Origin of the sequence: Pseudohongiella nitratireducens, assembly GCF_001642735.1 — a bacterium.
GTDB classification, from domain to species: Bacteria; Pseudomonadota; Gammaproteobacteria; order Pseudomonadales; family Pseudohongiellaceae; genus Pseudohongiella; species Pseudohongiella nitratireducens.
Genome location: NZ_LWHM01000006.1, coordinates 99,390 through 114,869, shown reverse-complemented (window position 1 = coordinate 114,869; position 15,480 = coordinate 99,390). Strand labels below are relative to the sequence as shown.

The following is a 15,480-nucleotide window of genomic DNA, read 5'->3' as shown; positions in this document are numbered from 1 at the left end:
ACTCCTTGTTTTTTCTTTCAGCTCTGTCTGTCAGCTTAATGCCTGCGAAAAATCGGCCAGCAGATCATCTATGTCCTCAATACCGACTGATAACCTTATCAAGTTGTCGCTGACGCCCATGGAAGCTCTGCGCTCTGGCCCCATTTCATAGAAAATAGTATGTGCGACCGGGATGGCCAGCGTTCGTGTATCTCCCAGGTTGCTGGAAGACACAACATGTTCAAGGTTGTTGAGGAAATCAAAACAATCAATGGACGCATCCAGGTCTATGCTCATCAAGGCACCGGGGTGGCGAAATAAAGTACGCGCGCGCTGGTGTTGCGGGTGCGAGAGCAGCCCTGGGTAATTGACTTTCGCTATCGAGGGGTGCTCGTGAAAAAAATCTGCCAGTTTCTGAGCATTAAAACAGGCTCGGTCCATACGCAGTGCCAGTGTTTCTGATCCGACTGCCAGGTGGTGAGCCGCTTCCGGGCCCAGTGTGGCACCGAAATCCCTGAGGCCTTTTTTACGCACCTGGGTTAACCCCCAAGAAGAGGCGTCACCTTTTTTGTAGGTGTCCAGAATATTGTCAAAAGATGCCCAGTCAAAGGTGCCGGTATCCGTCAGCACGCCTCCCAGGGCGTTGCCGTGACCGCCAATATATTTGGTCAGGGAATTGACGACAAAGTTGGCACCGACGGTCGCTGGCCGGAACAACCAGGGAGATGTCATGGTGTTGTCGACAACATAGATCAAACCATGGCTGGCACAAAGTGCACCAATGCCAGCAAGGTCAGCCACTTGTGTGACCGGGTTGGCAATGGTTTCCGTGAACACCAGTCTGGTGTTTTCCTGAATCGCCGCTGCAACCTGATCGGCATCCGTGCTGTCAACAAAGGTAACCTCAATGCCCAGTCTCGTGAAGGTATTGAGCAGACTGTTGGTGTTGCCAAACAGGAAAGAGCTGGAGATCAGATGGTCGCCTGCCTTCAGCAATGAAAAAATCAAGGAACCGATCGCGGCCATGCCAGTGGCAAAAGCGACACTGGCGACACCATTTTCCATTTGAGTGATTTTATCCTGCAGCGCATTGACTGTCGGGTTCTGTTGCCGTCCGTAATTAAATCCGCTTTTTTTGCCCTGGAATACCGCCGCCAGTTCACGGGCATCGTCATACTCAAATGCCACTGATGTGTGGATTGGTTTGTGCAAGACGCCATGTTCCGGCTTGCCCTGACGGTCGGCATGCAGGTTTGCTGTGTTGAAGCCGGGTGGCTGCTTCTTGCTCATGATTTATTCCTGTGGCTGTCTCTCTGGTGCTTCCTGATACAAAGGAAGTGCGTCGATCATGGTTTCAATTTCTTGCAGTCGCTGTTGATAGACAGGGCTGTTGCGATCAATAAACGATTCTGCAAAATCCGATTCACTAAGTCCGTCCGCATCGGTTCTGGGTCGCGGCAACAGTTGCGACTCTTCTGTTAATGTCTGCATATAGGACTGTAACCATAAGGCTGAGTCCTGGTTATGCACGGCTATCTCACCGAGCCGAACGCCTGCGAGGTTAGCTGCCAGGTCGCTAAAGCTAAAGCCAGAACGCAAGCGCGCATCATACACTTCTTTGCTATTTGCCAAAACCTCAGCAACATCCGGGTTGGTAGACGCAGCCATGGCCGCCGAGTTGATGAAATGCTGGCTCAGGTCTTCCCGGCGGTAAAGTGAGGTCCTGATCGCGGGCAGGGTGGGTGTTTCCACCGATACCGATGAGGACAGGGCCTGGGTTAGTGGTGTATCAGTCACAAACAAGGACATTGCTTGCAGCAGGGCACGGTTTTCCTGTGCTGCATCGTCATGACTGCGCTGGGCAGCAAATGCGAACAGCTCGGGCAGCAGCGTCACCAGTGAGATTCGTCGCTGACCTTCCAGAGATGAGGTTATGAGATTGATTTGACGGACATACTCAACAATGCGTTGCTGGCCTTCAGGGGGTACCAGCATTTGCTGGCTGTAGGTGCGTATTTGCTCAAGGGTTTCCGGTTCCCATTGTACTTTCAGGTACAGCCGGTCGTTTCTCAACTGGTAATCTTTAATATTGGTGCGCAGAGAGGCCAGTTCCTGGCTTGCCGGGCTGGCTGCCTGTAAACGGAATCCTGCCAGTTTTTCGACTGAACGTTGCACGATCAATGGCACAGGCAACTGTCCGAAGTGCAGGCTTTGTAACTGGGCTCTGCCATCCTGTTGCGCGAAGCGGGCCCGGATGTTCAGATAAAAATCCACTGGGCCTAATGACTGGGGGATGGCGAGCCGGGTATTGGCTGTGTCTTCGTCAATGGTAAAGCGGATTGCTGAACCTTTGAGCGTCTGTATCTGTTGCAAGGCAAAATTAGTGAGTAGATTTAGTGAGTCGGAGTCCAGGCTCAGGTCGCTTTCCGACTGCTGCCCATAAGCCGGACTGTTATCGGCGATGATCTGTTCGATTTCCCTGATTTCTGCTGTATCAAAAGGTGCTAGACTTTCGACACTGGGCTGAGTGTCAAAAATAGCGACAACCAGCACTGTCAGCACGATGAGTGGTATCAGCAGCAGGGTGCGCTTCGATGTTAGGTATGTTGCCATAGGATGTTGAATATTCGGGTACCAAACGGTCGACAGCGATGCGCAGGAATTATAAAGTATGTGCGACGAAAAATAGAGTCAGACTGGGGATATGAGGGTGAAAATTCGCCAATTGGTGACAGAAAGCATGGGAAAGAGCCAGATTAATCAAATGCTCAAGCCTCGGTTATGGTTGGCACAAAACATGGCGGCTCGCCAGACAAGGTTCGGTATGGCCCTGGTTTCTGCCTTGGTGTTGGCATCCTGTGCCGGTACTCAGTCCGACGTTGGGCCATCCGCGTCACAAACTCAGGCTGCTGAAACGATGCAGGCGCAGGTGGAGCAGGCTGAGGCAGAGCGTATGGCGGCAGAAGAGGCTCGACAACAAGCTGAGAGACGGGAAAGAGTCCTGCAGGCTGAAGTTGACCGCCTGGCCCGTGAGGAGGCAGCTGCAGAAGCTGCCAGAGAACAGGCCGAGCGTGAGGCGGCACAGGCGCGGCGTGAGGCAGAGGAGCGTCGGCGCAGGCAACAAGCCCGTGCCGAACAGGAAGCCCGAATCGCTGCCCAGGAAGAAAGAATTAACGAACTGGAGACGCAGATTGCTTCCTATGATGCCATGATTGCTGAGCAGGAAGAGACCAATGCACGTTTACGTGATGCGGTGATGGCAGCAGAAGACCTGCTTCGGGCGCTGAATGTTGAGCAAGAGAAATATGACAACGTAGATACCAGTGGTGAGCCGATAGCGCCACTGAACAAGGCCCGTTTATCTGAACTTGAGTCTCGAACGAACCAGTTGATTAACGCAGCACAATCCCGGTCTCAGTGACAGAACCATACGCACGACTGGCTAGTAGTGAATTGGCAGGCGTCTAGTAGATCGGCAGGCGTTCAAAGTGGTACATCAACCATTGCTGGCGCATCACCGTATCTTGTGAGTCGGCATCTTGCCAGTAGGACTGCACACTGCGGACACACTGAAAAATCCGGAAAGAGCGCGTATCCTCAATGATGAGTCCCCGTACTGAGGGGTTCAGCGTGTAATTTGAAATCTCGACCAGCTTCCAGTCTTCATCCATGGTGTTGCTGACACACTCGTTGCCGTTCAACAGGTCAACATAGGGGAGTTGTGTATCCGCCCAGCCATGAGCAGGGATTTCCAGGTCAAGTTCTATCTCGGTATCTGACATGGAGCCAGATTCGTCCGCAAATACCACTTTTTCAAGCCGGTAAGCAGAGTCGCCCTCATTGTGGGCAATAATTTGCAAGCCGGCATTGCTGTTCATATACCAGGCGGCGGAATAGATAGCATACTTCACCGGGTGCTCAAAACTGCGCTGAGCCTGGGTCAGCGGGTCAGATGAACTGTCAGCGGTATCCTCCAGCGATGCGGGCTCTTCAGCTGCAACATTGCCAGCACATAAACATAAGCTGAACAGACCGGACAGCAATACTGCACTCCAGCTGGCTTGCCTGTTAACGCAAGGCGCGTTTGTATCCGAATATGTCATGACAGCAGTTTTCATAATCATGCCAATCTTGCAGTCGTTGATGAACACCATAAATCAGATATTCATGGTGTCGAATAACTGAGTTCAGTATACCTGAAATAAACGACAGATTCGCCACTTCAGCAGACAGTCCTTCAAACAAAGGCTGACTGTAAGCGATAATGACAAAAAGTCATTCTGGGAGAAAGTATTTTGAGTCATTTGGCGGGTATATCGCATATTGTCTGCATAGCATCGGGGAAAGGAGGGGTCGGTAAATCAACTACCGCCACCAATCTGGCGGTTGCCTTGCAGCAGTCAGGGTTTCGGGTGGGCTTGCTGGATGCTGATATTTATGGCCCCAGTTTGCCTGCAATGCTGGGCGTTCCTGAAGGCACCCGACCCACTGTGGTCGACAAGAAGGAAATTGAGCCTATTATGGCGCACGGGCTGGCCACGGCTTCTATCGGCTACCTGGCTGATCGTGATACCGCGATGGTCTGGCGTGCGCCAATGATAGTGGGTGCTTTTCAGCAGATATTGACACAAACCCGCTGGGGGGAGCTGGACTTTCTCATTGTCGACTTGCCGCCGGGCACCGGTGATATCCAGTTAAGTCTTTCTCAGCAGGTCCGTTTGACGGGAGCGGTTATTGTTACCACGCCGCAGGATATTGCCTTGCTGGATGCAGAAAAAGCGATACGGATGTTCGAAAAAGTCAGTGTGCCGGTATTGGGTGTGATCGAGAATATGAGCCTGCATGTTTGCAGTGAATGCGGACATGAATCGCATATTTTTGGCGAAGGCGGTGGAGAGTTGCTGGCTGCCAGATACGGGGCCGAGGTGATTGGGCATTTGCCGTTGGATGTCAGTATTCGCCATCAAGGCGATGCCGGCACCCCTGTTGTGTTGGCGGCGCCGGAAAGTCATGCGGCACGCTGTTACAGGGATGCTGCTGCGGCATTGGTCGGTCAGGTTGAGCGGCTAGCGTCAACAGGCCAGCAAAAAGGGCCAAATCTGCATATCAGTGATGACTGAGTATCGGTTTGGCCCTGTCGGGTAGTACCGGCTTAGCGGTCCCCGGGGGTCCGTATACTGTCTACCAGCTCCCGGATGTGTTGCGGTGGTGCCGCATATAGCCTGCAAACAATCAATGCCACGAGCATGTTCAATAACATCCCCAGCGCACCGATTCCTTCGGGTGATATCCCGAATAACCAGTGTTCGGCTGAGTTGGATTCTGGGGCAATGAGTTTGAAGTAGGCAATATAGCCTGAAGTAAACAGGAAGCCGGCCACCATGCCTGATATTGCGCCTTGCCGGTTCATGCGTTGAAAAAAGATACCGGTAACGATGGCCGGGAAGAAAGACGCTGCTGCCAGGCCAAAGGCAAAGGCGACGACTTCGGCGACAAAGCCTGGCGGGTTTATGCCGAAGTAACCTGCTATCAGGATCGCAATGAATATGGCAATGCGGGCAAAGAGCAGCTCCTGTTTTTCTGTAATTCCCGGCATCAGGCTGCGTTTGAGTAAATCATGGGAGACTGCCGTCGAAATCACCAGCAGCAGCCCGGCAGCCGTCGACAAGGCAGCTGCCAGAGCACCAGCGGCGACAAGCGCAATGACCCAGTCGGGCAATCCGGCAATCTCCGGGTTGGCCAGGACCATAATATCCCGGTTCACGGTGAGCTCATTGGTGGACGCATCACCGGTATATTGCACCGCCCCGTCCCCGTTCAGGTCACTGAACTGGATCAACCCTGTCTGCTCCCAGGTGTAAAACCACTCCGGTAGTGCCTGATATTCCGTGTTGCTGACAGTGGTCAGCAAATTGGTTTTTGCGAAGGCCGCAATTGCGGGTGCCGTAGTATATAAAAGGGCAATAAAGATCAGGGCGTATGCGGCTGATTTGCGGGCTGCTCGCACACCCGGCACGGTGAAGAAGCGAATAATCACATGCGGCAGGCCAGCGGTGCCAAACATCAGCGCAGCGGTGATGAAAAAGACATCCTGGGTGCTTCGTTGTCCTTCGGTATACGGAGCCAGCCCCAGCTCGGCGCTAAGGTTGTCCAGCCTGTCCAGCAAATAGCCGCCGCCATAATCGGCGTTCAGCTCAGACCCAAATCCAAGTTGTGGAATCGGGTTGCCGGTCATCATCATGGAAATAAAAATAGCAGGAACCAGGTAGGCAAATATCAGTACGCAATATTGTGCGACCTGCGTATAGGTAATGCCTTTCATGCCGCCCAGCACGGCGTAAAAAAATACGATACCCATGCCGATAAAGACACCAGTTGTGATGTCGACTTCAAGGAAGCGTGAGAACACAATCCCGGCTCCCTGCATCTGTCCGCAGACATAGACGAAAGAGACGGTAATGGCACAGACCACAGCGACGAGCCTGGCGCTGCGGGAGTAATAACGGTCACCGATAAAGTCGGGTACCGTGTACTGACCAAATTTACGCAAGTAGGGGGCAAGCAACAAAGCCAGCAATACATAACCACCGGTCCAGCCCATCAGGTAAAAAGAGCCGTCTCTCCCAAGAAAGGAAATCAGTCCTGCCATAGAGATGAACGAGGCCGCTGACATCCAGTCAGCAGCCGTGGCCATGCCATTGGCCAGCGGGGAAACACCGCTGCCGGCAACATAAAAATCGTTGGTGGAACCGGCCCGAGACCAGATGGCAATGCCGATATAGAGTCCAAAAGAGAGAGCAACAAACAGGTAGGTCCAAAGCTGTACAGTCATCATTCACGACCCCCTGTGATTTCAGAGTCGTCGCCAGCGTCATTACTACTGTCTTCAGGGCTTTGTTCAGGCGATGAGGGATGGTGGTCGCGGTACTGGCTGTCAAGCTTGTCCATGGCTTTGACATACACAAGAATCAGCGCAATGAAGACGTAAATGGCGCCTTGTTGTGCGATCCAGAACCCCAGTTTAAAACCACCGATACGGATGTTGTCGAGCCAGTCTGCTAAAACAATGCCGCAGAGATAGGAAATGAAAAACCAGATGGAGAGCAATATCATCAATAAGCGGATGTTGGCCCGCCAGTATTCACGTGCATACTTATCCTGCATACCCGAGTCCTCATTTTTATTATTGGCTCGATAGTAGCACTGGCCAGTTCCGGCTGGCTACCAGCGACAGATATTTAAAGACAGTCGGGTCTTGCTGGGCGTTTAATGGTCTGCAGGGGGCGATGATGGTAGCGGCGTGTAACGATGCTTGCTACGTGTAACTGAGGTGAGCCAGGCGGTCCTCGCGCATCAGGTGTGGCAGGGCATTGAATGAGGAAAGCTGATATCCGCGCTGATTGAAAAACAGCTGATGGTACCCGGTGTTGCGTGTCTGCATGTTTAAATCGATCATCTTTTCCACATCACATCCAAGGATTTGTGAAACCGCCAGTGCCATTGCCCCGCCAGAACTGACGACCAGGACGTTCTCATGTGCTTCGTTAGCGATGATGGTGTTCATGGCATCTGCGACTCGTTGATTGAAGTCAGGCCAGGTTTCCAGCCCTTGCTGTCTGGCGAAACACGAGGCGGTATCCTCAGCACTGGCGTGAAGTTCTCCGGCTGACCAGGCCAGGATGGCTTGCCGTAGCATTTGAAAGAAAAGTTTACCGCCGTGTCGTGTGGAGGGCAGTTCAATGCCAGCCGCATGGCAGTAAACGGATGCAACAGTTTTGAAGTCAAATTCATTGAAACCGGGGTCTGTGGATACAGGCAGATCCTGCCGGGCTCCCCGCAAAAGATGTTTGGCAGTATCTTGCTGTCGCTGCAATGTCCCGGTTACCACCCGGTCGAAATTCAGTGACAGTGATTGAAAGTATTCCCCCAGCCAATACGCCTGTTGTTCGCCTAACCTGGAAAGTTCATCATAGTTGGCTTTACCAAAAGATGCCTGACCGTGTCTGACCAAGTACAGTTGTCCCATTTCCCTTCCTGATTTTGAAATCACTCGTATTATACGTTTGTATTATTCTGTAAATTCATTACTATTCATAGGAATAATAGTAAAAAAAATCATGAAGATTGATTGTCGAGGTGTGTTCTGAAAAAGCTGGATTTAAATCTGTTCCTGGTATTCGACACCATCTATAAGGAACGCAATCTGACCGAGGCTGCCAAGATCCTGGCGATCACTCAGCCAGCAGTGAGCAATGCATTGTCGCGGTTACGCCGGGTCTTCAATGATGAGTTATTTGTCCGTACTTCCAAAGGCATGTTACCCACCCCGGTTGCCGACGGAATAGCCCAGAATGTCACCATGGCGCTAGGCATGCTGAACGCCAGTGTGCTCGAGCGAGAGGAATTCGTACCCACGCAGGCGGAACGTACTTATCACTTCAGTATGACGGATCTGGCAGAGGCTGTGCTGCTGCCCCGACTGTTTCCGTATTTTGAAAAGCACGCTCCGGGGCTGGGTTTGCAAAGCTACTACACCAAACGCCATGAACTGGTCAGAGCATTGGCGCGTGGAGAGCTGGATTTTGCGATCGATGTTCCCCTCATTGAGGATTCCCAGATTGCTCACCAGTCTCTCATGCGTGATCAGTATGTCTGTGCCACCCGACCAGATCATCCCTTGAGTGGCGATCAACTGACGCTGGAGAGCTATCTTGAGTATCCCCATATTCATGTTTCCAGCCGTCGTAAAGGGCTCGGTCAGGTAGATATGGCACTTTTAAGGCAGCAACAGGAAAGGAAAATTCAACTGCGTGTGCAGCACTATCGTGTGGCAACAGAGGTGTTACGGGAAACAGACCTGATTCTGACAGCCCCTCGTTTTCTCGCTGAACAGTTTGAGCTGTCAATACAGCCGCTGCCCTTTGATATGCCGCCGCTGGACTTGCACCTTTACTGGCATCGTCAGTCAGACAGTGATCCCTCTCATCGCTGGTTGCGAGAAACATTGCTGCGGCTGTTTCCAGGTAACCGCCCAGTTGCTGACGGGGAATAGAGCCGTTCAGCTTAGAGGAAAGAGCCGCTCAGCTTAAAGGGTGTAACCAGGGGGAAATCAGGTGTTGATGTGTTCGCCAAGGTAGTTAAGCAGCTGGCGTCGCGATTTCTTCACGGCATCGTCACTGCCGGTCTCACTGGATAGCTGCTGTTGGTGGCGCCTGACCAGCTGCCGCAACGGCTGCCTCTCTGCATTGGGAAATGCGGATAAGAAAGATTCAATGGTGTCGCCGTCACCTTCGCTTAAGCGAAGGCACCAGCGTTCGATTTCCCGGCTTCTGCCTGCCTGTCTGGCGTCCGGCGTTAACAAGCGATCGAGTTCGCCTCTTATCGCATCATGGTCTTCATGACGCATGACTTTGCCAATGAACTGTAACTGTCGGCGTTTGGCCTCATTACGGTTGGGCAGGCGGTGATAGGTTGAGATCGCTTCGCGTAACGTGTCTGACAATGGCATTTTTTGCAAGTGAGCCGGTTTGAGTTTCAGCAAGTCTTCACCGAGCGTTTGCAGTGCTGTCATCTGGCGTTTGCGCTCAGATTTGCTCTCGGGTAATGCATCTGTGTTGTCATCTATTGGCATGGCGTTCCCTGCTTTACTCATCTTCATCGAAACGGTTGTTAACCAGGTTGACGATGGCATCAAATGCTGCCTGTTCATCATGACCGTCAACGGTGATTTTTAACTCGGTCCCTTTACTGGCAGCGAGCATCATCAACGATAATATGCTGTGCGCATCAACCATTTTGTCCTGACCAATCTGCACTTTACTGTCAAAGTGACCCGCAACTTTGACAAGCTTCGATGCAGCGCGGGCATGCAGTCCCGCCTTGTTGCAGATGGTGATGCTGGCTTCAATCATGATGTGTTACCGTTTCTTTGTTGGAGAGCTCTCGGTGCATGACCTGCAAATTGATTATTTTATCGGCAAATGCCTGTTGTAACTGTTCGCATAAAAACACGGATCGATGTTGTCCACCGGTGCAGCCAATGGCGATGGTCATATAGCTGCGATTGCTGGCCTCATACTGCGGTAACCAGCGCTGGAGAAAACGCTTGATGTCATCAAGCATGCTGATGACCTCTGGCTGCACAGACAGGAAGTCCTTGACGGGTTTATCCAGGCCAGTGAACGGTTTTAGTTCGGCATCCCAGTAAGGGTTGGGCAGGCAGCGGGCATCGAAGACAATATCCGCATCCACCGGCACGCCATTCTTGAAGCCAAAAGACTCAAACATCACAGACAGTGACGATGACGTTCTGTTTATCAGTCTGGCCCGAATCAGTTCCCGTAACTGGTGGACAGACATGTGGCTGGTGTCGGTGGACAGCCCGGCAAGCACGGCGATAGGTTCCAGTAATTCTCGCTCACGATTGATTGCTTCGCGCAGACCGATTGTTTCAGTGGTTAGCGGGTGCCGTCGGCGGCTGGCGCTGAAGCGGCGAATCAGTGTCGCATCACTGGCATCCAGGTAAACAACTTCCGCATCCAACTCTGATGAGCGCAGTTCATGGACAATCGCCGGGACTTTACGCAAATCATCCGGGATGTTTCTGGCATCTATGCTGACCGCAATTCTTGATACATCCAGGTCACCTGAGCTGATACGCTTGATAAAAGCAGGCAGCAGGCTGGCAGGCAGATTGTCGATGCAATAATAGCCATGGTCCTCAAGCATGTTGAGGGCAGTGCTTTTTCCGGAGCCGGATCGCCCGCTGATAATGAGTAGTTTCACGTTTGATCGCTAAGTGCTATTGCCGTATCGAAAAGCGCTTCATTGCTGGTCTGCGCCCTGAGTTTGTGACAATAGCTGTCATTATGGAAGAGGTGCGCAAGCTCACTGAGAACACGTAAGTGTTCATCCGTCTCTTCGGCAGGAACGATCAGGACAAACAACAGGTCAACCTGTTGTGAGTCAACCGCATCAAAATCAATACCTTGGTCCAGGGTAACCAGTGCGCCGGTAATCCGGTCACAGGTACCTACCCGGCAATGAGGAATGGCAATGCCGTTGCCAATACCGGTACTGCCGAGCTGCTCTCTGGCCAATAATGCCGTATAGATGGCATCCGGTGTTAATGATGGCGTGAATGCGGCGATATGCTCACTGATCGTGGTGAGGAATCGTTTTTTGCTGACGCCAGGCAGTTTGCAAAACGTGCGCTCCGGCGTAAGTATCGAGTTGAGTTGCATGGAATATTCCTGTAGTCGTGCGATCAATATTCTAGTGACTTGTCAGATGACTGACAATCACACGCGGAGCATATTGTCGCTAGACCAGTTTCTTTCTTTCGTTTGAGGGTGGTATATGCAGCGACTCGCGATATTTTGCAATGGTTCGTCGGGCCACCTTGATTTCCTGCTCTGCCAGTAAGGCAGCGATTTTGCTGTCGCTAAGCGGTTTGCGCGGATTTTCCGCTGCCACCAGCTTTTTGATGAATGCACGAATCGCCGTTGAAGAACACTCACCTCCGCCAGCCATACTGACATGGCTCGAGAAGAAATACTTCAGTTCAAAGATGCCACGCGGAGTGTGCATGTATTTTTGAGTTGTCACACGAGAAATTGTCGATTCGTGCATCTCCACGGCTTCGGCGATATCGTGTAGGACCAATGGTTTCATGGCTTCTTCGCCGTGCTCGAGGAATTCCTGTTGGTGTTCCACGATGCGACTGGCCACTTTGAGCAGTGTTTCATTGCGGCTTTGCAGACTTTTGATAAACCAGCGGGCTTCCTGCAGATTATCTTTCAGGTAGTTGTTTTCCGTGGAATTATCCGAGCGTTTTACCAATGCCGCATAATCAGGGTTGATACGCAGTTTGGGGGCTGTTTCCGGGTTCAGTTCAACACGCCAGCGGCCACTGCGTTTGTCTTTGAGAACCACCACATCCGGGATTACGTAGCTGGCGGTTGAAGGTGCTATTTCTGAGCCCGGCCTTGGGTTCAGCCTTTCTATCACAGCAATGGCATCCCGTAACTGCGGTTCTTTCAGTCGGGTTTGGCGCATGATCTGGGTGTAATCTCTGCCGCCTAATGCCTGCAGGTGGTCTTTGACAATCATGCGCGCATGCACAATGGCATCAGTCTGCAATTCCGCAGGAATATGGTTAAGCTGGATCAATAAGCATTCGCTGAGATCCCGGTAGGCGACGCCAAGCGGGTCAAACTGCTGAATACGGTGCAGGACAGCAAGGACTTCATCAAGCTCCAGCTCTTCAAAATCATTCTGTAGACCTTCAAAAATAGATTCTGCACTAATGGAAAGTTTGCCATTGGCATCAATGGCATCAATGATCGACATCCCGATGACCCGGTCAGTATCTGACATGGGGGTCAGGTTCAGTTGCCAGCTCAGGTGGTCCTGCAGTGATTCGATCGCTGAGTCCTGGGATTCAAAATCATTGTCGCTATCGGCAGGCATGCCAGTGGAATAAGTGCTCTGGTAAATATCATCCCAACTGGTGTCGACGGAAAGTTGCTCAGGTATGTTGTTGTCATCCCAGCTGTTTTCCGGATCGCTGTCGTTGCTGCTGTAATCACTGTTGCTGCCGCTGTCTTCATGCATGGCAGTGGCATTGTCGTTCTCTGCTGAACGCGTTTGTTCCGTCTCGCGTGACTCATTCGCGGAGTTGTCGTTACTGCGCTCGTCGCTGTTACTTTCTGCGCTGTGCTGGCTGTCATCGCCGTCAAAGTTTTCATCAACTTCCAGCATGGGATTGGTTTCGAGTGCTTCGTGAATCTCGTTTTGAAGATCCAGCGTCGACAGTTGCAGCAAACGAATCGCCTGCTGCAATTGCGGTGTCATCGTGAGCTGTTGCCCAAGTTTTAGCTGTAGGGATACTTTCATAGTGTTACTGCATTCTAGAGTGTTGCTGCAGGCTCAAGCAGAATTAGCGTCATTTTTGCAAGCAAACATCATGCCGTTCATTGAGGGAATTTGCAATATGCGGATTGAGGTCAACATACCAATCAGGCAGCCTCAAATTTGAAAGTGCTTGCCAAGGTAGACTTCGCGAACCTTTTCGTTGTCCAGAATCTGTGCCGAGGTACCTTCGGCAATGATGCCGCCTTCACTGACAATATAGGCTTTTTCGCAAATATCCAATGTTTCACGCACATTATGGTCGGTTAGCAGGACACCGATATTGCGTTGGCGCAAATGTTCAATGATTGATTTGATATCGCTGACGGAAATCGGGTCGACACCAGCAAAAGGCTCATCCAGCAGGATAAACTGCGGATCTGTTGCCAGCGCCCGTGCAATCTCAGTTCGGCGTCGCTCGCCACCAGACAGACTCATACCTTTGTTGTTGCGAATGTGAGCAATATGGAACTCCTGAATCAGGCTTTCCAGTTTGTCTTTTTTCTCATCTTTATTCAGGTCTTTGCGCATCTCCAGAATGGCCATGATGTTTTGTTCCACGGTCAGGTTCCGGAAAATGGACGAGTCCTGGGGCAGATAACCCAGGCCAAGTTTGGCTCGGGCATGAATAGGGAGGCCGGTCACAGGGGTGTCGTTGATCTGAATCTGTCCGCGGTCGGCATGAACCAGTCCGACAATCATGTAAAAACAGGTCGTTTTGCCGGCGCCATTGGGTCCCAGCAAGCCGACAATCTGGCCGCTGTTGACCGATATCGACACATCGCGGACAACTTGTCGGCCTTTGTAAGATTTGGCCAGGTGTGAGGCGCTAAGCTGATTCATTCGCTCTCAACCGATATCTCGTCAGAGGGTGCAAACACGCCGCTGCAGGGACCAGGGGAATCTGATGCGCCGGTTTCAACAATGTGTTTAATCATGGCGCACTGCAGCGCTGTTCTGCCCCGGTTGAAATTGGCATCGCCGATAAATTCAACCACTGAGTATAATGTCTGTTCGGCTTCAGCTGGTGCAGGCTCGTTGTAGTAGACAATGCTGTTACTGAATCCAGTGATGTTATCCGCTGCCTCTGTTGATTCGCGAGAGAATCGGGCGGGTTCACCCTCAACGGTGACCTTGATCAGATCGCCGGAGGCGGCATCTTGTTCAACACGCGCCATATTACCCAGAATTTCCACTGCACCCTGCTTTATCTGGACATTGCCGCGCAATGTGGTGACTCTTGTGGTGCCGACGGTTTCCAGACTGCTGCCACCGTCTGCGCTGAAAAAGATGTCACTACTCTCATCCTGTGCCACTGACAGTGAGGGCAGGCATAATTGACTGACAAACAATAGGCGCATCAGGTTACGGAAAAGGCTGCGCTGAACCTTGCCTGACGCGTGACGGTTAAAGTTTGTCCCGAGAAATTCGACCTTCGACATTCGCAAGAAAATCCAGTTGGTTAGCGGCATAGTTTGCTGTCATACCGGTGGCACGTTGAAACATGCCGTTGCCTTGAACCTGTACATCAGCCTGAGTATGTAATTGTCTGTCTTCGGGGCGGATGATCAGCCATTCTGTGTTTAGTTGAATGTCATCTTCCGCGCCGAGTTCGTGCCTAATTTGTACAGCATTGTCCAAATCAAGCTGTTCAATTGACTGACTTGAGGCACCGGGCTGAATTCTGCCTGATACCGCTGATATATTCCAGCGCTCCAGCCCCTGTTCGAAAATGGTGACGACGGGTAAATCCAGTTCTGTCACGCCATTGGTGTAGCTTTGTTGAGACTCGGCGGTCAGGGTGTAATGCAAAAAGCCATTTTGATCATAGATGCGGGTACTGACGCCGTCGCCAAAACTTTCGTAGGCCGCCACCGAGCCAGGTAATGACTCGTCGTCAACTACTGTTGATGTGGTTACGCCAACGTTGCGAACCAGTAGCCAGAAAATCAGGATGGCCGGAGCCAGTGCAAGCAGCCACACCTTGAGGGGCTGATTGAGAAATTGTTCAGGAAGATGTCTGCGTATCAACATGAGCGATCCGTATAATGCCGGATAATATCGTCATACTGATTCTGGCTCTGGAGCAGCCAGTCAGCAAGTTCCCTGACTGCACCATGGCCGCCTGGTCGTTCGGTACACAAATGGGCGTGATGCTTCAGGCTCTGATGAGCGTTGGGAACCGTGATGGCCAGTGCGCAGTTGCACATAATCGTGAGATCCGGCAAGTCGTCACCCATGCAAGCGATCTGGTCGACTGACAGGTTATCGTTTTCAAGTAATTCCTGAAGTGCCTGCCACTTGTCTTCCCGTCCGGTTTGCAAGCGGCTGATACCCAGGTTTTGCGCTCTGAGCTGTAATGCTGCACTGCGTCGTCCGCTAATAATCACCACTTCAATGCCGCATTGCTGCAGCAGTTTGATACCGTGACCATCAAGGGTGTTGAATACCTTCAGGGACTCACCCTGTTCAGAGAAATACAGGCGCCCGTCTGTCAATACACCGTCTACATCAAGCACCAGCATGCGAATCTGTTTGCCTAGTTCGTCTACTGAGCTGTGTGGCTGTAAATATCTCATAGGGTTACCG

At 51.8% G+C, this 15,480-nt stretch carries 18 protein-coding genes; 3 read left to right on the top strand and 15 right to left on the bottom strand.

Annotated features, from left to right (window positions below):
- Positions 1-30: 30 nt before the first annotated feature.
- On the bottom strand, positions 31-1,269 hold the full coding sequence (locus tag PSCS_RS03510; RefSeq protein WP_068810414.1) for a cystathionine gamma-synthase family protein: 1,239 nt from the start codon (positions 1,267-1,269) through the stop codon (positions 31-33).
- A 3-nt stretch (positions 1,270-1,272) separates the two neighbouring features.
- Entirely contained in the window at positions 1,273-2,592 is a 1,320-nt protein-coding gene (locus PSCS_RS03505) for a hypothetical protein (RefSeq protein ID WP_068810413.1), read from the bottom strand.
- Positions 2,593-2,689: 97 nt separating this feature from the next.
- Between PSCS_RS03505 and PSCS_RS03500 the strand changes: the two genes are divergently transcribed.
- On the top strand, positions 2,690-3,400 hold the full coding sequence (locus tag PSCS_RS03500; RefSeq protein WP_157885610.1) for a hypothetical protein: 711 nt from the start codon (positions 2,690-2,692) through the stop codon (positions 3,398-3,400).
- Between the two features lie 43 nt (positions 3,401-3,443).
- Here the strand turns inward: PSCS_RS03500 and PSCS_RS03495 are convergent, their stop codons facing one another.
- Complete coding sequence (locus tag PSCS_RS03495) at positions 3,444-4,082, bottom strand: hypothetical protein (protein ID WP_157885609.1); 639 nt, start codon at positions 4,080-4,082, stop codon at positions 3,444-3,446.
- Positions 4,083-4,274: 192 nt separating this feature from the next.
- On the opposite strand from PSCS_RS03495, the gene apbC reads away from it, so the two are divergent.
- Positions 4,275-5,099, top strand: coding sequence for an iron-sulfur cluster carrier protein ApbC (gene apbC, locus PSCS_RS03490; protein ID WP_229694657.1), 825 nt, complete (start codon positions 4,275-4,277; stop codon positions 5,097-5,099).
- A 32-nt stretch (positions 5,100-5,131) separates the two neighbouring features.
- Here the strand turns inward: apbC and PSCS_RS03485 are convergent, their stop codons facing one another.
- The 3 genes from PSCS_RS03485 to PSCS_RS03475 form a co-directional block, all read right to left on the bottom strand.
- Entirely contained in the window at positions 5,132-6,811 is a 1,680-nt protein-coding gene (locus PSCS_RS03485) for a sodium:solute symporter family protein (protein ID WP_068810509.1), read from the bottom strand.
- The gene (locus PSCS_RS03480; protein ID WP_068810409.1) at positions 6,811-7,143 is read right to left on the bottom strand and encodes a DUF4212 domain-containing protein; all 333 of its coding nucleotides are present in this window, start codon (positions 7,141-7,143) and stop codon (positions 6,811-6,813) included. The genes PSCS_RS03485 and PSCS_RS03480 overlap by 1 nt, the downstream gene beginning before the upstream one ends.
- A 151-nt stretch (positions 7,144-7,294) precedes the next feature.
- Positions 7,295-8,005: a histidine phosphatase family protein gene (locus tag PSCS_RS03475; protein WP_068810408.1), complete on the bottom strand. Its 711-nt coding sequence runs from the start codon at positions 8,003-8,005 to the stop codon at positions 7,295-7,297.
- A gap of 102 nt (positions 8,006-8,107) precedes the next feature.
- On the opposite strand from PSCS_RS03475, the gene PSCS_RS03470 reads away from it, so the two are divergent.
- Complete coding sequence (locus tag PSCS_RS03470; protein ID WP_229694658.1) at positions 8,108-9,031, top strand: LysR family transcriptional regulator; 924 nt, start codon at positions 8,108-8,110, stop codon at positions 9,029-9,031.
- 57 nt (positions 9,032-9,088) lie between these two features.
- Here the strand turns inward: PSCS_RS03470 and yjgA are convergent, their stop codons facing one another.
- The 9 genes from yjgA to PSCS_RS03425 all read right to left on the bottom strand — a co-directional run bounded on the left by yjgA (position 9,089) and on the right by PSCS_RS03425 (position 15,470).
- Positions 9,089-9,610, bottom strand: a complete 522-nt coding sequence (yjgA, locus tag PSCS_RS03465; RefSeq protein ID WP_157885608.1) for a ribosome biogenesis factor YjgA — start codon at positions 9,608-9,610, stop codon at positions 9,089-9,091.
- A gap of 13 nt (positions 9,611-9,623) precedes the next feature.
- Positions 9,624-9,890, bottom strand: coding sequence for an HPr family phosphocarrier protein (locus PSCS_RS03460; protein ID WP_068810406.1), 267 nt, complete (start codon positions 9,888-9,890; stop codon positions 9,624-9,626).
- On the bottom strand, positions 9,883-10,764 hold the full coding sequence (gene rapZ, locus PSCS_RS03455; protein ID WP_068810405.1) for an RNase adapter RapZ: 882 nt from the start codon (positions 10,762-10,764) through the stop codon (positions 9,883-9,885). The genes PSCS_RS03460 and rapZ overlap by 8 nt, the downstream gene beginning before the upstream one ends.
- A complete protein-coding gene (ptsN, locus tag PSCS_RS03450) occupies positions 10,761-11,222 on the bottom strand; it encodes a PTS IIA-like nitrogen regulatory protein PtsN (protein WP_068810404.1) in 462 nt (153 codons plus the stop codon). Before ptsN ends, rapZ begins: the two co-directional genes overlap by 4 nt.
- A gap of 79 nt (positions 11,223-11,301) precedes the next feature.
- Entirely contained in the window at positions 11,302-12,876 is a 1,575-nt protein-coding gene (locus PSCS_RS03445) for an RNA polymerase factor sigma-54 (RefSeq protein ID WP_068810403.1), read from the bottom strand.
- A 132-nt stretch (positions 12,877-13,008) separates the two neighbouring features.
- On the bottom strand, positions 13,009-13,734 hold the full coding sequence (lptB, locus tag PSCS_RS03440; protein WP_068810402.1) for an LPS export ABC transporter ATP-binding protein: 726 nt from the start codon (positions 13,732-13,734) through the stop codon (positions 13,009-13,011).
- Positions 13,731-14,333 (bottom strand): LptA/OstA family protein, encoded by a 603-nt coding sequence (locus tag PSCS_RS03435; RefSeq protein ID WP_068810401.1) that lies wholly within the window; start codon positions 14,331-14,333, stop codon positions 13,731-13,733. Before PSCS_RS03435 ends, lptB begins: the two co-directional genes overlap by 4 nt.
- Entirely contained in the window at positions 14,299-14,925 is a 627-nt protein-coding gene (gene lptC / locus PSCS_RS03430) for an LPS export ABC transporter periplasmic protein LptC (RefSeq protein ID WP_068810400.1), read from the bottom strand. The genes PSCS_RS03435 and lptC overlap by 35 nt, the downstream gene beginning before the upstream one ends.
- Positions 14,919-15,470 (bottom strand): KdsC family phosphatase, encoded by a 552-nt coding sequence (locus PSCS_RS03425; protein ID WP_068810399.1) that lies wholly within the window; start codon positions 15,468-15,470, stop codon positions 14,919-14,921. The genes lptC and PSCS_RS03425 overlap by 7 nt, the downstream gene beginning before the upstream one ends.
- Positions 15,471-15,480 lie beyond the last annotated feature (10 nt).